The sequence below is a fragment of the Ferrovibrio sp. genome, from assembly GCF_036381655.1.
Lineage (GTDB): Bacteria > Pseudomonadota > Alphaproteobacteria > Ferrovibrionales > Ferrovibrionaceae > Ferrovibrio.
Window position 1 is genome coordinate 63,562 of record NZ_DASVCJ010000065.1, and the last position, 17,712, is coordinate 81,273.

Below are 17,712 nucleotides of genomic sequence, written 5' to 3' on the forward strand. Positions count from 1 at the left end.
GAGAACTGCGAAAAATGGATTAAAGCTCGATATTGTAGCGTATGAAGGGCGCGCGCTTGGCGACCCGCTCGTAAAGCCGACGGGCCGGGCCGTTGAACTCCTCGGTCTGCCAATAGAGCACCGCGGCTCCCTTGGCGCGGCTGATCTCGGCGACCGCCGCGATCAGGCGGCGGCCGATCCGCTTGCCGCGCGCCTCGGGCACCACGAAAAGATCCTGCAGATAGACATTGCCGCCGACATTCCAGGTAGAGGCGTGATGCAGATACTGCACCAGCCCAAGCGCCCGGCCGCCCGCTTCTATGGCCAGCAGACCCTCGATCGGGTCAGCGGGATCGAGCAGGCGTTTCCAGGTGAATTCGGTGGCCTCCTGCGGCACGGTCTTTTCATAGAAAGCGAGATAGCCGAACCACAGCGGCTCCCAGGAGGCACGGTCGCTCGCCGCGACGGGACGGATGACGATATCGGACATGGATGCGCGATTCCTGAACTGGATCGCCTCCGACTAGCCCGATTACGGCTCCAGGTGAAGCACCAGATTACGCAAAATCGATGGAGCCAATTTAGCGGCAGGCGGGCTGCGTTACCGCCCGCCGCCACGGCGCTCATGCTCGCGCAGGCGGGGAAACAGCTCGACGAAATTGCAGGGCTTGTGACGGTAATCGAGCTGGTCCTTCAGGATGCCGTCCCAGGCGTCGCGGCAGGCTCCGGGCGAGCCGGGCAGCGCGAAAAGATAGGTGCCGCGCGTCACCCCCGCCGTGCAGCGCGACTGGATCGTCGAGGTGCCGATCTTCTGATAGCTGAGCATGCGGAACAGTTCGCCAAAGCCGGGGATGGATTTCTCATACAGCCCCTCGAAGGCTTCCGGCGTCACGTCGCGGCCGGTCACGCCGGTGCCGCCGGTGGCCAGCACGACATCGATCGTCTCGTCATCGATCCAGGCGCGGACCTGTTTCTGGATGGCTTCGACATCGTCCAGCACGATGGCGCGCGCCGCCAGGATATGGCCGGCGCCGGTCAGCCGCTCGATCAGCGTAATGCCCGACTTGTCGTCCAGCTCGGTGCGGGTGTCGGATACCGTCAGCACGGCGATGCGTACCGGCACGAAAAGACGCTGGCCGTCGGGGCCGATCGCCGCGGTGGAGCTTGAGAGCGGGTCGCTCATGATTGATCTCCGCTACCTCCTGTTGGCCGTCTGCAGATCGCCGTCGAGGGGGCGATAGAGCGGCCAGTTGCCCATTACCGCGTCGGCAATGCTGGTATCGGGCTGGCCGATGCGGCTGCGGTAGATCCAATAATTGGTGAGGACACGCTGAACAAACAAGCGGGTCTCGCTCAACGGGATCGTCTCGATGAACAGGAGCGGATCCTTGTCGGCATCCGGCGTCTCGCGCAGCCACCGCTGCAGATTGCCCGGACCGGCGTTATAGGCGGCGGCCAGATACAGCAGGTTGCCGTTGATCATCGGCATCTGCAGCAGATTCTGCAGATAGCGCTGGCCCAGCTCGATATTGTATTCGGGCGCGAACAGCTTATGCCGGCCGCGCTTGTGGCGCAGGCTGCGGTCGCCGGCGACGGCGCCCGCGGTATTCGGCATGAGCTGCATCAGGCCGGCGGCGCCGGCCGCGCTCATCGCCCGGGCATTGAAGGCGCTTTCCTGGCGCATGACGGCGAAAATCAGCGCGCGGTCGACGACAAAGCCGTCATCGGGCTCCCAGGGCGGCAGCGGATAGAGCGCCTGGTCGTAATTCTCGCCCTTCACATTGTACCAGGCGATGCCGATGCGCATGGACGAGGCCGGCGCCTGCATGCGGCTGGCCAGGCCCAGCAAGGCCGCCGCGAGCTGGTCGTTCGACTGGGTAAACAGCCGCGAGATTTCGCGATCGGCGCGGACCGCCTCGCCCACCTCGCTGAGCGCCAGCGCACGCCGCACCGCTGGAATCGCCGTCAGCTTGCGGATTTCGCGCTTATCGAGCGGCGGCGGCGTCCAGGAGAAGGGCTCGTCGCCGCCGAGCTGGCTCAGGCAGAGCTGACCGTAGAAGGTGTATGGCTCGCGCGCGCCGATCTCGAGCAGGCGGATCGCCTCGGAGGGCTCGCGCAGGCGCAGCATCACGCGCGCGCCCCACCAGGCGCCGGCAGAGCGGTCCCAGGATGTCGCCTGCCTGGAGAAAGCCAGATTCTCGAAATGGTGCCCGGCATTGTCGTAGCGGCCGAGCCGCCAAGCCGCCAGGCCGGCGATCCAATCGGCTTCCGGCACTCTGGCGCGCGAGCGCTCGGCGGCGGCCGAGGCGAGATCGAGCGCCTTGGCATCTTCGCCGTCCAGGAGCCAAAGCCAGGCCAGCCGGCGGCGCCAGTCGTCGTACTCCGACGCGCTGAGCCGCTTCCTGATATCGGCATGGGCGAGCAAGGCCTCCGCGTCCTTGAGCCGGTCGCGGCGCAGCAGGCTGTTGAACTGGCTCTCGGCCCGCGCGATCGCATGGGAATGGGCCGGCTCGCGCTCCTTGAGCTGCGGCTGCCGCCGCGTCGTGGCCACGAGGCCCGGATCATTGTTGCTGTAATCACCCAGATCGACGCCAATCGGCGGCAGCGGCGCCTTTTGCTTGCGGCCCTTCTTCCGCATCGCCAGGGCGTAGATTTGCTCGGCGCCGGGCTCGTCCCGATAATGCTTCAGCCAATCGGAAAGCTCGGCAAAGGAACTAACATAAGCCGTCGGATGCATGTAGCGCTGATGCAGCACATGCCCGAGCAAGATCTTGTTCTTGAGCTTGCGGATTTCCTTGTCGGCTTGCTGCCAATCGGCATCCGCCTGCGCCGAGAAAATCCGCTGGTAATGCTCAAGGTCGCTGCCGCTCAGGATGACCGGCAGGTCGACATCCTGGGGCTGGGAATCGACGGTCTGGGAATCGGCGGTCTGCGGGTCGCCCTGCGCCCTGGCCTGCCCTCCCCCCAAAATGAATGCTGCCAGCAGCGTGGCGATGATCGTTACTTTCCGCATCACCGTTCCGCATACCCCATGTCGGGTTAAGGAACAAGGAATCCGAAATGCAATCTTAAGTAGAGAAAATTACGAATAGATTCGATGCGGCAGCCGCACGATGATCCCTGCCGCCAGCATGCAGCCGATGGCGCAGATCACGATCGGCCAAATATAGCTGCCGGTCGTATCGAAGGCCCACCCGGCCAGGGTCGGGCCAAGCAGCGTGCCAAACGCCACCGAAGTATAGAGCACTCCGATTACGGCCGAAGCGGCGCGCAGGCCGAAGAGGTCGGTGGTGAAGGCCGGCACCAGGGCGACAAAGCCGCCATAGAACAGGCCGAAAGCCAGGGCGAAGACGGCCAGCGCCCAGAACCCCACCGCCACCAGCCAGTAGAGCAGGGTTAGGCCGGTGAGCAGTACAATCAGGCCGAGCGCCCTGCCTCGCCCCAGCCGGTCAGCCAGTCCGCCGAGGACGAAGCGGCCCAGCGTCGAGCCGACCCCGATCAGCCCGACCAGCCAGACCCCCTCCAGATGGCTCAAGCCCTGATCCTGTGCGAAGGGCGCCAGATGGACGAACGGCACGAAGGTGCCCAAACAGGCCAGCGCGGCACCGCCATAGAGCCGCCAGAAGGCCGGATGGCGCAGCACTGCGCCCAGAGCGAGGCCCGGCACCTCTTCGGGGCGGGCCGTCCCACCGCGCGGCCCCTTATGATCCGGCACAGGCACGCCATCGGGCTGCAGCCCCATGCTGTCCGGGGAGCCGCGCAGCAGAAACGTCGCCACCGCGCCCAGCACCAGCGCTGCGATCCCGAAAGCGACATAGGCGCCGCGCCAGCCCAGATGCTCGATCGCCCAGGCGGCGACGGGCGGCCCCGCCATCGTACCGATGCCGATGCCGGCCACCGCCCAACCCGAGGCCTGACCGCGTTTGGCCAGAAACCAGCGCTGTACGGTGCCGATCGCCGGCACATAAGAAAAGCCGACACCCAAGCCGATGCCGATCCCATAGAAAACGACGATCGCGGCAAGGCTGTCGGCGAAGCTAGCGGCGATCAGGCCAAGGCCAACGCAAGCCAGGCCGAAACCGACGACCGGCCTGGGCCCCAGCCGGTCAGCCAGGGGGCCGCTGACGGCGCCCAGAAGGAAATACAGAAAACCGGCCAGGGAAAAGACCAGCGAAACCGTGCCGCGGGTCGCGCCGAAGCTTTCGCTGAGCGGATCGAAGAAGGCCGGAAAGGTATACGCGGCACCGAACCCGGTCAGCATTACCAGGAAGGCGGCGAAAACGACGACCCAACCGTAGAAAACTGTCGGCCTGGGCGGATGCAGACTGGCGTCGCTCACGACATCTCTTCGAGCTTGGCGGCCAAGGTGAGCATGTCCCGCCAGGCTTCGCGCTTCACGCCGGGCTGGCGCAGCAGATAGGCCGGATGCAGCAGCGGCATGGCCGGAATGACGAGGTCGTCCCGGCAATATTCCTGCCAGCGGCCGCGGATCCGGGTGATGCCCTGGGTCGTCCCCAGCAATGTCGCGGCGGCGAACTTGCCGGCGCAGGCGATCACCTTCGGCCGGCACAGCGCAATCAGCCGCTCGATGAAGGGCTTGCAAGCCAGGATTTCCTCCGAGGACGGATCGCGATTGCCCGGCGGACGCCAGAAAATCACATTGGAGATATAGACGTTGCTTTCGTCGCGGCCGATGGCCTTGAGCATCTTATCCAGCAACTGGCCGCTCTCGCCCACGAATGGTGCGCCCTGGGCATCCTCGTCGCGGCCCGGGGCCTCGCCGATGATCATCAGCGGCGCATTCGGATTGCCGCGCGCGATCACCGTGTTGGTTGCCGTCGCCTTGAGCGCGCAGCCGGTGAAGCCCTTGATGGCCGCCTCCAGTTCGGCGACCGAATGGCAGGCGGCCGCCAATTGGGTGGCGGCGCTTTCCGCCGCCTGGGCCGAGAGCAGCGCGGGATTGGCGGCGGCAGGCTTGGGCATGACCTGCGCCGGCGTGACAGGAGCCGGCGTCGTCTGCGGTCGGGGCGCCCCCCCAGCGGCAGCCGGCTTCGGCGGCAACAGGCTGGTGCGGTCGACCGGCCGATCGCCAATCGCCTCGTCGCAGCCTGCCTCTACATAAAAGAGCAGGACATCGAGCAGACTGGGCGGGACAGCGGCGGTTTGCGTTGCGGTCATCGGTTGGAAAAAGTCTTTCAAAATCAAGGCGGCGCCTGACGGTACGGCAAGGCGGCGCCGTTGGCTTGCCTCCCATAGTCTGGTAAGCAGGCAGGCAGCGTCAAGCCGGGAGGTTTGACGACAAAAAAGACCAGAAGCAGAGGTGCCCCGCGATGGAACGCGAAACGATGGAATACGACGTGGTGATCGTCGGTGCCGGCCCGGCCGGGCTCGCCGCCGCGGTCCGCTTGAAGCAGCTTGCTGCCGTGCAGGACCACGACGTTTCGGTTTGCGTGATCGAGAAGGGCTCCGAGGTCGGCGCCCATATCCTGTCGGGCGCGGTGGTCGATCCCATCGCGCTGAACGAACTGATCCCCGACTGGAAGGAAAAAGGCGCGCCGCTGAATACGCCGGTCGCCACGGACCGTTTCTGGATCCTGACCGAAGCCAATCATATTCCGATCCCGAATCTTCTGCTGCCGCCGCTGATGAACAATCACGGCAATTACATCGTCTCGCTCGGCAATGTCTGCCGCTGGCTGGCGGCGCAGGCGGAAGAGCTTGGCGTCGAGATCTTCCCCGGCTTCGCCGCAGCCGAAGTGCTCTATGGCGAGAATGGCGAAGTGGTCGGCGTTGCGACCGGCGATATGGGCATCGGGCGCAACGGCGAGAAGAAGCCGAGCTATACGCCGGGCGTCGAATTGCGCGCCAAATACACCTTCGTCGCCGAGGGCGTGCGCGGCTCCCTGGCCAAGGAGATCATGGCGAAATACAATCTGCGCAACGGCATCGATCCGCAGAAGTTCGGCATCGGCATCAAGGAACTGTGGCAGATCGATCCGGCCAAGCACCGACCCGGCCTGGTGGTGCATACCCAGGGCTGGCCGCTGGACAGCAAAACCGGCGGCGGCAGTTTCATGTACCACCTGGAGGACAATCAGGTGGCGGTCGGTTTCGTCGTCCACCTGAATTACCAGAACCCGTATCTCTCGCCTTTCGACGAGTTCCAGCGCTTCAAGACGCATCCCTCGATCCGCGACTTCTTCGAAGGCGGCAAGCGCATCTCCTACGGTGCGCGCGCGATCAACGAGGGCGGCCTGCAGTCGATCCCCAAGCTGACCTTCCCCGGCGGCGCGCTGATCGGCTGCTCGGCCGGCTTCGTCAACTTGCCGCGCATCAAGGGCAGCCATAACGCGATGAAGACCGGCATGCTGGCCGCCGAAGCCGCCTTCGCGGCCCTCAAGGGCGGCAGCGCCGGCGGTGACGAATTGGTGACCTATCCGGAGACCTTCCTGAATTCCTGGGCCTACAAGGACCTCTACAAGGTCCGCAACGTGAAGCCGGCCCTGAAACACGGCATGTGGCTTGGCACGCTGCTCGGCGGCATCCATATGTGGCTCAACGATCTTGGCCTTGGCTTCCTGGTCGGCTGGACGGCCAGACATGACAAGGCGGATCACGAAAGCTTGAAGCTCGCAAAGGATTGCAAGCCGATTCAGTACCCTAAGCCGGATGGCAAGATCAGCTTCGACAAGCTATCCTCCGTGTTCCTGTCGAACACCAACCACGAGGAAGACCAGCCGATCCATCTGAAATTGAAGGATCCATCCATCCCGATAGCGAAAAACCTGCCGATGTACGACGAGCCGGCGCAACGCTACTGCCCTGCCGCCGTCTACGAGGTGCTTCGTGACGAAGATGGCAGTAATCCGCGTTTTCAGATCAACGCGCAGAATTGCGTTCACTGCAAAACTTGCGACATCAAAGATCCTGCGCAAAATATCAACTGGACCGTGCCGGAGGGGGGCGGCGGTCCGAACTACCCCAATATGTGAGCCCATGCAGATCGACAAAGCCGCCCTCTTCTTCCGCCCCGGCCTCCGCCACAGGAAATCGCGGCGGCCATTCCTGCCCGCCGCCTTGGCGCTCGCCCTTGCGCTGCCGCTTTCGGCTTGCGGCGCCGGCGATGGCCATATGGCGTCGGGCTCCTCCCGCGGCGGCTACGAACTCGATTCCCCCTATGGCAACTTCCTGGCCGCCCGCCATGCGCGCCTGCTGAACGACAATGCCACGGCGGCGAAGTATTACCTGCGCGCGCTTGAGGAGGACCCCAATAACGCGCTGCTCGCGCAAGGCGCCTTTCTGACGCTCATCGCCGATGGCCGTGTCGCCGAGGCGGTGACGCTGACGCCGGCGCTGCGCGCGCATAATTCAGCCGACTACCTGCCGCGCATGGCGCAGGCTTCGGCGATGATGCTGGCGCGCGACTACGACGGCATATTGCAACTGGTCAACGAAGGCCCGTCGGGCGGCATCAATGCCGCCTTCAATCCGCTGCTCAGCGCCTTCGCCTATGCCGGCAAGGGCGAGGCCGATCAGGCAATCGCCAATCTCGACAAGCTGGAACGGCATCCGCTGCTGTCCGGCGTGCATGCCCATCTGAAGCCGCTGCTGCTTGATTTGCTGGGCCAGACGGATGCCGCGGCTGCCGCCTATCGCCGGGCCATCGAAGGCCGCGAGCGGGCCGGCACCCGACTGGTCGATGCCTATGCGCGGTTCCTGGAGCGGCAGGGCCGGCGCGACGAAGCGCGCAGCCTGCTGACGGAGCAGATGGCGCTCAATCCGGACAACCCGGTCCTGCAGCATGCGCTGCGCATGCTGAACACACCAAATGCGCATCCGGCGGAACCGCTGCTCGGCAATGCCGTCGATGGGCTGGCGGAAGCGATGTTCGCCTCTGCTTCGGCACTCGGCCGCAGCGACGGCGGCGAACTTGCCGAATTGCATCTGCAACTGGCCCTTTTCCTGCGTCCCGACCTCGACGATGCCCGCATGCTGCTGGCCGACATCTATGAGAGCCGCGAGCAATGGGATGAGGCGCTGGCCACCTATTCCAAGATTTCGCCCGCTTCGGCTTACGCGGAAAGCGCCCAGTTGCGCAGTGCCTGGTGCATCAACGAACTGGGCCGGACCGAAGAGGCGGAGCGGATTCTGCGCAATATCGTCAAGACCGACCCGACCAGCCCGCGTGCCCTGCTTACGCTGGCCGATATGGAACGGCAGATGGAGAACTGGTCGGCCGCGGTGAAGGACTACACGGCGGCGCTGGCGCGAATTCCGAAAATCGAAACCCGGCATTGGACGATCTTCTTCGGCCGCGGCGTCGCCAACGAGCGCGCGCAGAACTGGCAGCAGGCGGAAGCCGATATGCTGAAGGCCTTGGAGCTGCAACCGGACCAGCCGCTGGTGCTGAACTATCTCGGCTATTCCTGGATCGACCGCAACGTCAACATCGAGCGCGGCACCCAGATGATCGAGCGCGCCGTGGCACTGCGCCCGAATGACGGCGCCGTGGTCGACAGCCTGGGCTGGGCGCTCTATCGCCAGGGCCGCTACGCGGAAGCGGTGGTGCAGCTTGAGCGCGCCGTTGAACTCAAAGGCGGCGATGCGGTGATCACCGACCATCTCGGCGACGCTTATTGGCGGGTCGGGCGCGAAGAAGAGGCCCGTTTCCAATGGCGGCGGGCGCTCGGCCTCAAGCCGGATCACGACCTCGCCGTGCAGGTGCAGCGCAAACTGGATCGCGGCCTCAATCCGGTCGCCTCCAAGAACTGACCCATGGCGGGAACAGGCTTAAGCCGGCTGGCGCCGGCCAAGGTCAATCTGTTCCTGCACGTCACCGGCAGGCGGCCGGCGAATATGGAGCATGGCGGCTATCACGAACTTGAAAGCCTGGTTGTCTTCGCCCAGGACGATGGCGCCTGCGACCGGCTGGTAGTTGTGCCAGCCGACGCCGTGTCGCTGACCGTAGAGGGGACTTACGCGGCAGGCCTGCAGCAAGCCGGTGACGCCAATCTGGTCTTGCGGGCGGCCCGGCTGCTCGAACCGCTGCGACCGCCCGGCGCCAGTCCCGCGGGCGCCGCCTTCACCTTGACGAAGATGCTGCCGGTATCCTCCGGCATCGGCGGCGGCTCGGCGGATGCCGCGGCGGCACTGCATCTGCTGCGGGCACTGTGGCAAATCGAGATCGACGACGAAGCCCTCTCCCGGCTGGCTGCCCGGCTGGGCGCCGACATTCCGGTCTGTCTGTTCGGCCGCGCCGCCATGATGACGGGTATCGGCGAGATCATCGTCCCGCTAGCCGAACTGCCGCCGATCTGGCTGGTGCTGGCCAATCCGGGGGTGGCGCTCTCGACCGCGGAGGTTTTCGCCGCGCTCGGCGGCCGCTACAGCCCAGCGCGGCCGCTGGAACGCCGTCCGGCCAGCGCCGCCGATCTCGCCATCCTGCTCCGTGCCCGGCAGAACGACCTGGAGGCGCCGGCGCGCTTTCTGGCGCCCGAGATCGACCCGGTGCTTGCCGCCCTGCAGGCCCAGAGCGGCTGCCTGCTGGCGCGGCTGTCCGGTTCGGGTGCGACCTGTTTCGGGTTGTTCGCCACGGCGCGCGAAGCGCAGTTCGCTGCCCGCAACATCCAGCGCGCCCATCCGAAATGGTGGGCCGTCGCCACGGCGGCCGGATAAGCAGCGGAATATAGTTTCAATACGTGACCGGGAAAGATCAGGGCGCAGGAATTCCGCCGCTGCATCGTGAAGGCTTTTGATCATCAGCCAATGACGCGGTCGAGGGCGATCCATGTCAGCCAAATCCGATATCGTCATCTTCCTTCTGTTCATCGCCGCCTCCCTGGCGGTGGCAATCCTGGTCGGCTCGCCTCCGAAAGGCCTGGGCTGACGAAATCGGCCGCCGGCCGCGTGCAAGCCGGGAAAAAGGCCGACTAGAATCCATGAAAACTGCCGCTTTTAGCCAAGCTTAAAGACTGGAAAAGCCTCGCGGCTGCGATTATCTTCCGCCCCGCTTCGGTGCCGCGCCGGAGCCGACAGGCCCATTCCATCGGGCTTCGCTGGGGCGTCGCCAAGTGGTAAGGCAGCGGTTTTTGGTACCGCCATTCGGAGGTTCGAATCCTCCCGCCCCAGCCAGTTTTCGCTTGCCCGAAATCCCCTCCGCCGAGCCGCATGATCTGGCCTAAAAGCCAGATTTCCGGGAACCGAATCCCGCCAGCCGCATCCAATGGCATATCGCTCACAGGAGGAGCCCTGCCGATGGATGCCATGGTCAAACCACTCGAGGATTTCGACGAAGCGGAGCCGCGTCCGAGTGTTGCGGAAGCAGAGGCGGCCGTACGCACGCTGATCCGCTTCGCCGGGGATGATCCCAGCCGCGAAGGCCTGCTGGATACGCCCGCCCGCGTGGTGCGCGCCTATCGGGAATGGTTCCGCGGCTATGACGAGGACCCGATCGCGCTCCTGCAGCGCACCTTCGAGGAAATCGGCGGTTATCGCGAGCCGGTCGAGTTGCGCAATATTCCGCTGCATTCGATCTGCGAGCATCATATGGCCCCGATCCGGGGCAAAGCCCATATCGCCTATCTGCCGGTAGACCGGGTGGTCGGCATCTCCAAGCTGGCACGGGTGGTCGAGGCCTGCGCGCGGCGCCTGCAGATCCAGGAGCGCCTCACCGACGAGATCGCCAATGCCATCGATGTGGCGTTGCAGCCGCGCGGCGTCGCGGTGGTGATCGAAGCCGATCATGGCTGCATGACCTCGCGCGGCGTCTGCGCAGCCGGCGCGCGCATGGTGACGAAATGCCTGCTCGGCAGCTTCCGCGAGGATGCCGATCTGCGCCGGGAATTTCTGTCGTCCTTGGCGTTATGAAATCGGGAACCTTCCGACGATGCCGCCATCCAATGATTGCGACGGACGATAACCGCCCGTTGGAAATGCCCCATATGGAGGGACGACATGCTTTCCGTAAACACCCCGAATGAAGCTGCCATACTCCCCCGGCGCAGCTTTCTCACCGGTGCGACGAAGATCACCCTGTCGGCAACCGCCATCGCGCTGCTTGCCGGCAATGACGGTCTCGCCGTCGCCAATGCCCATGCCGCCACGTCGAATGATGTGACGATCCTGAACTCCGCCCTTGGCGCCGAGCAGGAAGCCGTCGCCGCCTATCAGCTCGGCGCCGATAGCGGCCTGCTGCAAAAGCCGGTTCTGGCCCTGGCCGTCCAGTTCCAGGGCCATCACAAGCAGCACGTGGAAACCCTGGCCAAAACCATCAAGCAGCTTGGCGGCACGCCGGTCGCGCCGCCGAAGTCGTTTTCCTTCCCCACCGACAAGCTGAAGAGCCAGACCGATGTGCTCGCCTTCGCGGCCGGCCTCGAGAAAGGCGCCGTCAGCGCCTATCTCGGCGCCGTCCCGATCCTCCAGAACCGCGAACTCGCCAAGGCGGCGGCGTCCATTCTGGGCGATGAAGCCATGCACTGGGCGGTGCTGCGACAGGCGCTGGGGCAGGACCCGGTGCCAGTGGCCTTCGTGTCGTGAAAGGCAAGGCAGGCGCTGCGAACGCGCCGGCGCCTGCCGATTTCGCCGTGTCGGCCATCCGCATCTACGCCACAGCCGCTGTCGCCGCGGCGATCCTGGCAACCTCCCCCGCCCGCGCCGCAAGCGGCGATCCGGCACGCGGCGAGCAGATCTATCAGCGCTGCATCGCCTGCCACTCCCTGGAGCGCAACCGCACCGGCCCGAAACATTGCGGCCTGTTTGGCCGTCGCGCCGGCAGCGTCCCGGGCTATGCGTATTCCCGCGCCATGGCCAAGTCGGGCATCATCTGGGATGAGAAAAGCCTCGACCGGTTTCTCGCCAATCCGCTAACCGCGTTGCCGGGTACCAAAATGGGTTATGCCGGCATCCGGGACGCCCAGGAGCGGGCGGATCTGATTGCGTGGCTGCGCAGCGCCACGCGGGATCCGAAGAAATGCCCTGCCGGTGCGAATGGTGGTGATCAGCCGCATCGGTGATAACATTTAACCCGGAGCAGCCCATCATGCAGGCTATAGCACAACGACGCCTCGATAGCCTTTCCGCCTACGATGATACCGCGCTGGTCGATCTGGCCCGGCGAGGCGACGAAGCGGCCGTGCGCGTCATCATCCAGCGCCATAACCGGCGCCTGTTCCGCACTGCCCGCGCTGTGCTGCGCGATGATGCCGAAGCCGAGGATGCCGTGCAGGAAGCCTATATGCGCGCATTCACGAAGCTCGACGGGTTTCGCGGCGAATCGAGCCTGGCGACCTGGCTGACGCGGATCGCCCTCAACGAGGCACTGGGCCGGCTGCGCCGCAAGCGCGCATCCGGTGCACTGACGGAACTCGACAGGGCCGCCGCCACGCAGAGCGAAGGGACCATCATCATGTTTCCGCTGACGCAGGCTTCGGCCAATCCTGAAACCGAACTGGCGCGCGAGCAGATCCGCAGCCTTCTCGAACACATCATCGACGAGCTGCCGGAGCCGTTCCGGATGGTGCTGATCCTGCGCGATGTCGAAGAGATGAGCACCGAGGATGTTGCGGCGCATCTTTCGATCAAGCCGGAAACCGTCAAGACCCGGCTGCATCGCGCACGCAAACTTATCCGCGCCGCGCTCGACAAGCGTTTCGCCGCGGCACTTCCGGAGCTGTTTCCCTTCGACGGGTGGCGCTGCGTGGATATGGCCGAGCGCGTAGTGCGGCGGCTCCGGACCGAGGGCCTGCTGCCGGCCCTCCCGGAAGAAGGCCGCTAGAACTTCGGCTGAACACGGGTCAGAAAGCCATATCTGGCGGAACAATCGATCAGCGGCTCGGTTCCTGATTTACCGTCGGTTTTCCGGACGGGATGCCTGCCACCCGGCATGTCTTTTCCGATGGGACGAAATGCCGCTCGCGATCGAAGACTATGCCCTGATCGGGAATCTGCACACCGCTGCTCTTGTCGGCCGCGACGGGTCGATCGATTGGCTATGTCTGCCGCGCTTCGATTCTCCGGCCTGCTTCGCCGCCCTGGTCGGCAAGCCGGAGAATGGGCGCTGGCTGCTGCAGCCGGATTGCGACATCACGGAAGTGAAGCGCCGCTATCGGGACGACACGCTGATCCTCGAAACGGAATTCACCACCGAAGCCGGCCGCGTGACCGTTTCGGACTTCATGCCGGTGCCGGCCGACGAGCGCCGCGTCGACCTGTTCCGCATCGTCACCGGCCGTCAGGGCAAGGTACCGATGCGCATGGAGGCCGTCTTCCGCTTCGGCTATGGCGATATCGTGCCATGGGTGACGAAAAGCAACGGCGGCATTCACGCGATTGCGGGGCCGGATGCGGTCTTCCTGCACTCCCCGACCGAAACCCATGGCGAAAACGACCGCACCTTGGCCTCCTTCGAGGTGAGCGAAGGCCAATCGCTGCCATTCATGCTGTCCTGGACCAGGTCGCATCAACCGGAGCCCGGAAGATTGGACCCTTACCAGGCGTTACAGCAGACCGAGACATGGTGGACGGGCTGGATCGGACGTTGCACTTATACCGGGCCGTGGCGTCATCACGTGGTCCGTTCGCTTTGCGCGCTGAAGGCGCTGACCTACGAGCCCACGGGCGGGATCGTCGCGGCGCCGACCACGTCGCTGCCGGAACGCATTGGCGGCATCCGCAATTGGGATTACCGGCTTTGCTGGCTGCGTGACGCCACCTTCACCCTCTATGCTTTGCTGCAGTCCGGCTTCGACGCCGAGGCCGCGGCATGGCGCGAGTGGCTGCTGCGTGCCATAGCCGGCAAGCCGGACCAGTTGCAGATCATGTACAGCATTGTCGGCGAGCGCGATCTGCACGAACGCGAGATACCATGGCTGGACGGCTACAAGGGCAGCAAGCCGGTGCTGATCGGCAACGATGCGCATACGCAGTTGCAGTTGGATGTCTATGGCGAGGTGATGGACGTCTTCCACGGCGCCAGGAAGCATCAGGTGCAGTCGGAGAAGAATGCCTGGGAGGTCCAGAAGGTACTGCTCGATTTCCTGGAATCGAACTGGCGGCGGAAGGATTTCGGCATCTGGGAAGTCCGCGCGCGGACAAGGAACTTCACGCATTCCAAGGTCATGGCCTGGGTTGCGGCGGATCGCGCCGTCAAGGCCATAGAGCAATTCGGGCTGGATGGCCCGGTCGAACGCTGGCGCGCGCTGGCCGCCACCATCCATGACGATGTCTGTGCCCAGGGCTTCAATCCGGAGATCGGCTCCTTTGTTCAGCATTACGGCGGCGAGGAACTGGATGCCGCGTTGCTGATGATCCCGCTGGTCGGCTTCCTGCCGCCGCAGGATCGGCGCGTGAAGGGTACGGTCGCCGCGATCGAACGGGAACTGGTCCATGACGGTCTGGTGCGCCGCTACTCCTCGGAGACCGGTATTGACGGACTGCCGCCCGGGGAAGGCGCGTTCCTTGCCTGCACCTTCTGGCTGGCGGACAATTACGCCATGCTCGGCCGCTGGTCCGATGCGGAGAACCTGTTCCGCCATCTGCTGTCGCTGACCAACGACGTTGGCCTCCTCGCCGAGCAGTATGATCCGATCGCATGTTGCCAGCTCGGCAATTTTCCCCAGGCATTTTCGCATGTCGCGCTGATCGGCACCGCCTACAACCTGGCGTCACGATCGAGGGCAAGCGCCTCGCGGCGGTCGGCAGAGGTCGCGGCCAAGGAAGAGGAAGACACGGGAGACAATCCGCCCGCTGATGCGGGATAGTCCGCCTTCTCATCCGGTTATGCCCGCCCAGTCAGGCCTGCGGCAATATGCCTGGAACGATCCTGGATATTCCGTGTTCAGCGCTGGGAGCGCCAGGCAATCTGCCTGGCGGCATGGAGGCATACAATGGCCGAAACTCTGTCCGACATTCTTATCGACACGATTCACCAATGGGGCGTGGAGGTCGTTTTCGGTCTGCCTGGCGATGGCATCAACGGCATCATGGAGGCGCTGCGCAAGCGCCAGGACAAGATCCGCTTCGTCCAGGTGCGGCATGAAGAGGCCGCAGCCTTTATGGCTTGCGGCTACGCCAAATGGACCGGCAAGCTCGGTTGCTGCCTCGCCACCTCCGGCCCCGGCGGCGTGCATCTGCTCAACGGGCTTTATGACGCCAAGATGGACGGCGTGCCGGTGCTGGCGATCACTGGCATGCAGTTTCACGACCTGATCCACACCCATACCCAGCAGGATGTCGAGCTCGACAAGCTTTTCACGGATGTCGCCGTCTACAACACCCGCGTGATGGGGCCGGCTCATATCGAGAATGCCGCCGATCTGGCTTGCCGCACTGCATTGTCCTATCGGGGCGTGGCGCATCTGACCGTGCCGGTCGACTGGCAGGAGGCCAAGTTCGATCCGGCGCAAACCTCCAAGCGCAATGTGCCCGGCCACAACTCCTCGAAAATGGTGCGTCGCTCGGGCGCGCCGGATCAGCATGACCTGCAGCGCGCCGCCGATATCCTCAATGCCGGCAAGAAAGTGATGATCCTGGCCGGCCGCGGCGCGATCGGCGCCGGGGAAGAGCTGGAACGGATCGCCGAACTGCTGGCCGCGCCGATTGGCAAGCCGCTGCTGGGCAAAATGGCGGTGCCGGATGACAGCCCCTATACGACTGGTTCGGTCGGCCTGCTCGGTACGGAACCGTCGCAGGAAGCCCTTGAAAATTGCGATACGCTGCTCATCGTCGGCAGCACCTTTCCCTATATCGAATACTATCCCAAGCCCGGCCAGGCGCGTTGCGTGCAGATCGACCTCGACCCGCAGCGGATCGGCTTGCGCTATCCGGTCGATGCCGGGCTGCTCGGCGACGCCAAGACAACGCTCGCCGCCCTGCTCCCCCTGCTGCGCCGTAACACCTCGCGCGACTTTCTCGACGATGCCAAGCTCGGCATGCAGAAGTGGCATAAACGCATGGAGGAGCGTGCCACCAGTCAGGCCAAGCCGATGAAGCCGCAGGTGGTTGCCCATGAGCTGGGCAAACGGTTACGCGACAATGCCGTATTCACCTCGGATTCGGGCACCATCGCCACCTGGTATGCCCGGCACATGCCGGTCCGCCGTGGCCAGATGTGCACGCTGTCGGGCAACCTGGCGACCATGGCGAACGGCTTTCCTTATGCCATCGCCGCCCAGGTTGCCTATCCGGAACGCCAGGTGGTCGCCTTTGTCGGCGATGGCGGTTTCACCATGCTGATGGGTGAGTTCGCCACCTGCGTGAAATACAAGCTGCCGGTCAAGGTCGTGATCGTGAAAAACAACAGCCTCGGCCAGATCAAATGGGAGCAGATGGTCTTTCTCGGCAACCCGGAATTCGGCTGCGACCTGCAGCCGATCGATTTTGCGGCTTACGCGCGGGCCTGCGGCGGCAAAGGCTATACCATCGAAGATCCGGCCAGTTGCGGCGACATCCTTGAGCAGGCGCTGAACGATCCGGGACCGGCGATCATCGAGGCGGTGGTCGACCCGCATGAGCCGCCGATGCCGCCGAAGACCGACATGACCCAGGCCAAGCATTTCGCCGAGGCCCTGGCGCGCGGTACGCCGCATGCCGGCCGTATCGCCTTGACGGTGCTCTCCGACCGGGTACGCGAGCTGGTCTGATCGGGCGCGATGCGCCATGCTCGACAGCGTCGCCGCCCGCGCCTTCACCGTCCCGACCGACGCCCCGGAGGCGGACGGCACCCTGGAATGGACCGCGACGACCATCGTCGTGGTGCAGGCCCGCTGCCAAGGTCAGGTCGGATTGGGCTATACCTACACCGATCGTGCGGCGGCTGAACTGATCAATACCAAGCTCGCGGCCATCGCTGCCAACAGCGATCCGATGGCGCCGGGCCGTAGCTGGGCGGCAATGGTCAGGGCGGTGCGCAACCTGGGCCGGCCTGGAATATGCGCCGCTGCGATTTCCGCTGTCGATGCCGCGCTTTGGGATCTCAAGGCACGGCTGCTCGACCTGCCGCTCGCCGTCTTGCTGGGGGTGCTGCACCAATCGGTGCCGATCTACGGCAGCGGCGGCTTCACTTCCTATTCAGCCGAGCAGCTAACGCAGCAGTTGCAGGGCTGGGCGCAATCCGGAATCCGGCAGGTGAAGATGAAAATCGGCAGCCACCCCGAACAGGATGGCGAGCGGGTGCGTCTTGCCCGCGAGGCGGTCGGGCCGGAGGTCGCGCTTTTTGTCGATGCCAACGGCGCCTATGACCGCAAGCAGGCGCTGGCGCAAGCCGAAATCTTTGCTGCGCAGAACGTGACCTGGTTCGAGGAGCCGGTCCCGTCCGATGATCTGGACGGTCTGCATCTGCTGCGCCAACAGGCGCCAGCCGGCATGGACATCGCAGCAGGCGAGTACGGCTACGATGTGAACTATTTCCGCCGCATGCTGCACGCCGGAGCAGTCGACGTGCTGCAGGCGGACGCGACCCGCTGCGGTGGGGTTACCGGCTTCCTGCAGGCCGCCGCCCTGGCAGATGCGTTCTGCATCCCGCTTTCCGCGCATACCGCTCCCGCCCTGCATTTGCCGCTTTGTTGCGCCGCTGCGCGCTTGCGCCATCTGGAATATTTTCACGATCACGTCCGGATCGAACGGATGATCTTCGATGGCGCGCCGGTGCCGGATGGCGGCGCGCTGAAGCCCGATCTATCGCAGCCCGGCTTCGGCCTGGTTCTGCGCGAGGCCGATATGGAGGCCTTTGCGGTCTAG

At 64.8% G+C, this 17,712-nt stretch carries 15 protein-coding genes and 1 tRNA gene; 11 read left to right on the forward strand and 5 right to left on the reverse strand.

Annotated elements, in window-relative coordinates:
• Positions 1-19 precede the first annotated feature (19 nt).
• The 5 genes from VF194_RS14075 to VF194_RS14095 form a co-directional block, all read right to left on the reverse strand.
• The gene (locus tag VF194_RS14075) at positions 20-469 is read right to left on the reverse strand and encodes a GNAT family N-acetyltransferase (RefSeq protein WP_330891810.1); all 450 of its coding nucleotides are present in this window, start codon (positions 467-469) and stop codon (positions 20-22) included.
• A gap of 111 nt (positions 470-580) precedes the next feature.
• Entirely contained in the window at positions 581-1,162 is a 582-nt protein-coding gene (moaB, locus tag VF194_RS14080) for a molybdenum cofactor biosynthesis protein B (RefSeq protein WP_330891811.1), read from the reverse strand.
• Between the two features lie 12 nt (positions 1,163-1,174).
• Entirely contained in the window at positions 1,175-2,992 is a 1,818-nt protein-coding gene (locus tag VF194_RS14085) for a lytic transglycosylase domain-containing protein (protein WP_330891812.1), read from the reverse strand.
• A 69-nt stretch (positions 2,993-3,061) separates the two neighbouring features.
• The gene (locus VF194_RS14090; protein ID WP_330891813.1) at positions 3,062-4,318 is read right to left on the reverse strand and encodes an MCT family MFS transporter; all 1,257 of its coding nucleotides are present in this window, start codon (positions 4,316-4,318) and stop codon (positions 3,062-3,064) included.
• Positions 4,315-5,157 carry a uracil-DNA glycosylase gene (locus tag VF194_RS14095; RefSeq protein WP_330891814.1) on the reverse strand — a complete coding sequence of 281 codons (843 nt, stop codon included), beginning with the start codon at positions 5,155-5,157 and terminating at the stop codon, positions 4,315-4,317. The genes VF194_RS14090 and VF194_RS14095 overlap by 4 nt, the downstream gene beginning before the upstream one ends.
• A 152-nt stretch (positions 5,158-5,309) precedes the next feature.
• Here VF194_RS14095 and VF194_RS14100 point away from each other — a divergent pair, with 152 nt between their 5' ends.
• The 11 genes from VF194_RS14100 to VF194_RS14150 all read left to right on the forward strand — a co-directional run bounded on the left by VF194_RS14100 (position 5,310) and on the right by VF194_RS14150 (position 17,712).
• Entirely contained in the window at positions 5,310-6,971 is a 1,662-nt protein-coding gene (locus tag VF194_RS14100; RefSeq protein ID WP_330891815.1) for an electron transfer flavoprotein-ubiquinone oxidoreductase, read from the forward strand.
• Positions 6,972-6,975: 4 nt separating this feature from the next.
• Positions 6,976-8,751 carry a tetratricopeptide repeat protein gene (locus VF194_RS14105; protein WP_330891816.1) on the forward strand — a complete coding sequence of 592 codons (1,776 nt, stop codon included), beginning with the start codon at positions 6,976-6,978 and terminating at the stop codon, positions 8,749-8,751.
• Between the two features lie 3 nt (positions 8,752-8,754).
• Entirely contained in the window at positions 8,755-9,654 is a 900-nt protein-coding gene (locus tag VF194_RS14110) for a 4-(cytidine 5'-diphospho)-2-C-methyl-D-erythritol kinase (protein WP_330891817.1), read from the forward strand.
• Positions 9,655-10,035: 381 nt separating this feature from the next.
• Positions 10,036-10,110 (forward strand) — tRNA-Gln (locus VF194_RS14115).
• Positions 10,111-10,242: 132 nt separating this feature from the next.
• Positions 10,243-10,845, forward strand: coding sequence for a GTP cyclohydrolase I FolE (gene folE / locus VF194_RS14120; protein ID WP_330891818.1), 603 nt, complete (start codon positions 10,243-10,245; stop codon positions 10,843-10,845).
• Positions 10,846-10,932: 87 nt separating this feature from the next.
• The gene (locus VF194_RS14125) at positions 10,933-11,514 is read left to right on the forward strand and encodes a ferritin-like domain-containing protein (RefSeq protein ID WP_330891819.1); all 582 of its coding nucleotides are present in this window, start codon (positions 10,933-10,935) and stop codon (positions 11,512-11,514) included.
• Positions 11,515-11,561: 47 nt separating this feature from the next.
• Entirely contained in the window at positions 11,562-11,990 is a 429-nt protein-coding gene (locus tag VF194_RS14130; protein WP_330891820.1) for a cytochrome c family protein, read from the forward strand.
• A gap of 26 nt (positions 11,991-12,016) precedes the next feature.
• Complete coding sequence (locus VF194_RS14135; protein WP_330891821.1) at positions 12,017-12,751, forward strand: RNA polymerase sigma factor; 735 nt, start codon at positions 12,017-12,019, stop codon at positions 12,749-12,751.
• Between the two features lie 130 nt (positions 12,752-12,881).
• A complete protein-coding gene (locus tag VF194_RS14140) occupies positions 12,882-14,735 on the forward strand; it encodes a glycoside hydrolase family 15 protein (protein ID WP_330891822.1) in 1,854 nt (617 codons plus the stop codon).
• A 126-nt stretch (positions 14,736-14,861) separates the two neighbouring features.
• Positions 14,862-16,616 carry a thiamine pyrophosphate-dependent enzyme gene (locus tag VF194_RS14145; protein WP_330891823.1) on the forward strand — a complete coding sequence of 585 codons (1,755 nt, stop codon included), beginning with the start codon at positions 14,862-14,864 and terminating at the stop codon, positions 16,614-16,616.
• A 16-nt stretch (positions 16,617-16,632) separates the two neighbouring features.
• On the forward strand, positions 16,633-17,712 hold the full coding sequence (locus tag VF194_RS14150) for an enolase C-terminal domain-like protein (RefSeq protein ID WP_330891824.1): 1,080 nt from the start codon (positions 16,633-16,635) through the stop codon (positions 17,710-17,712).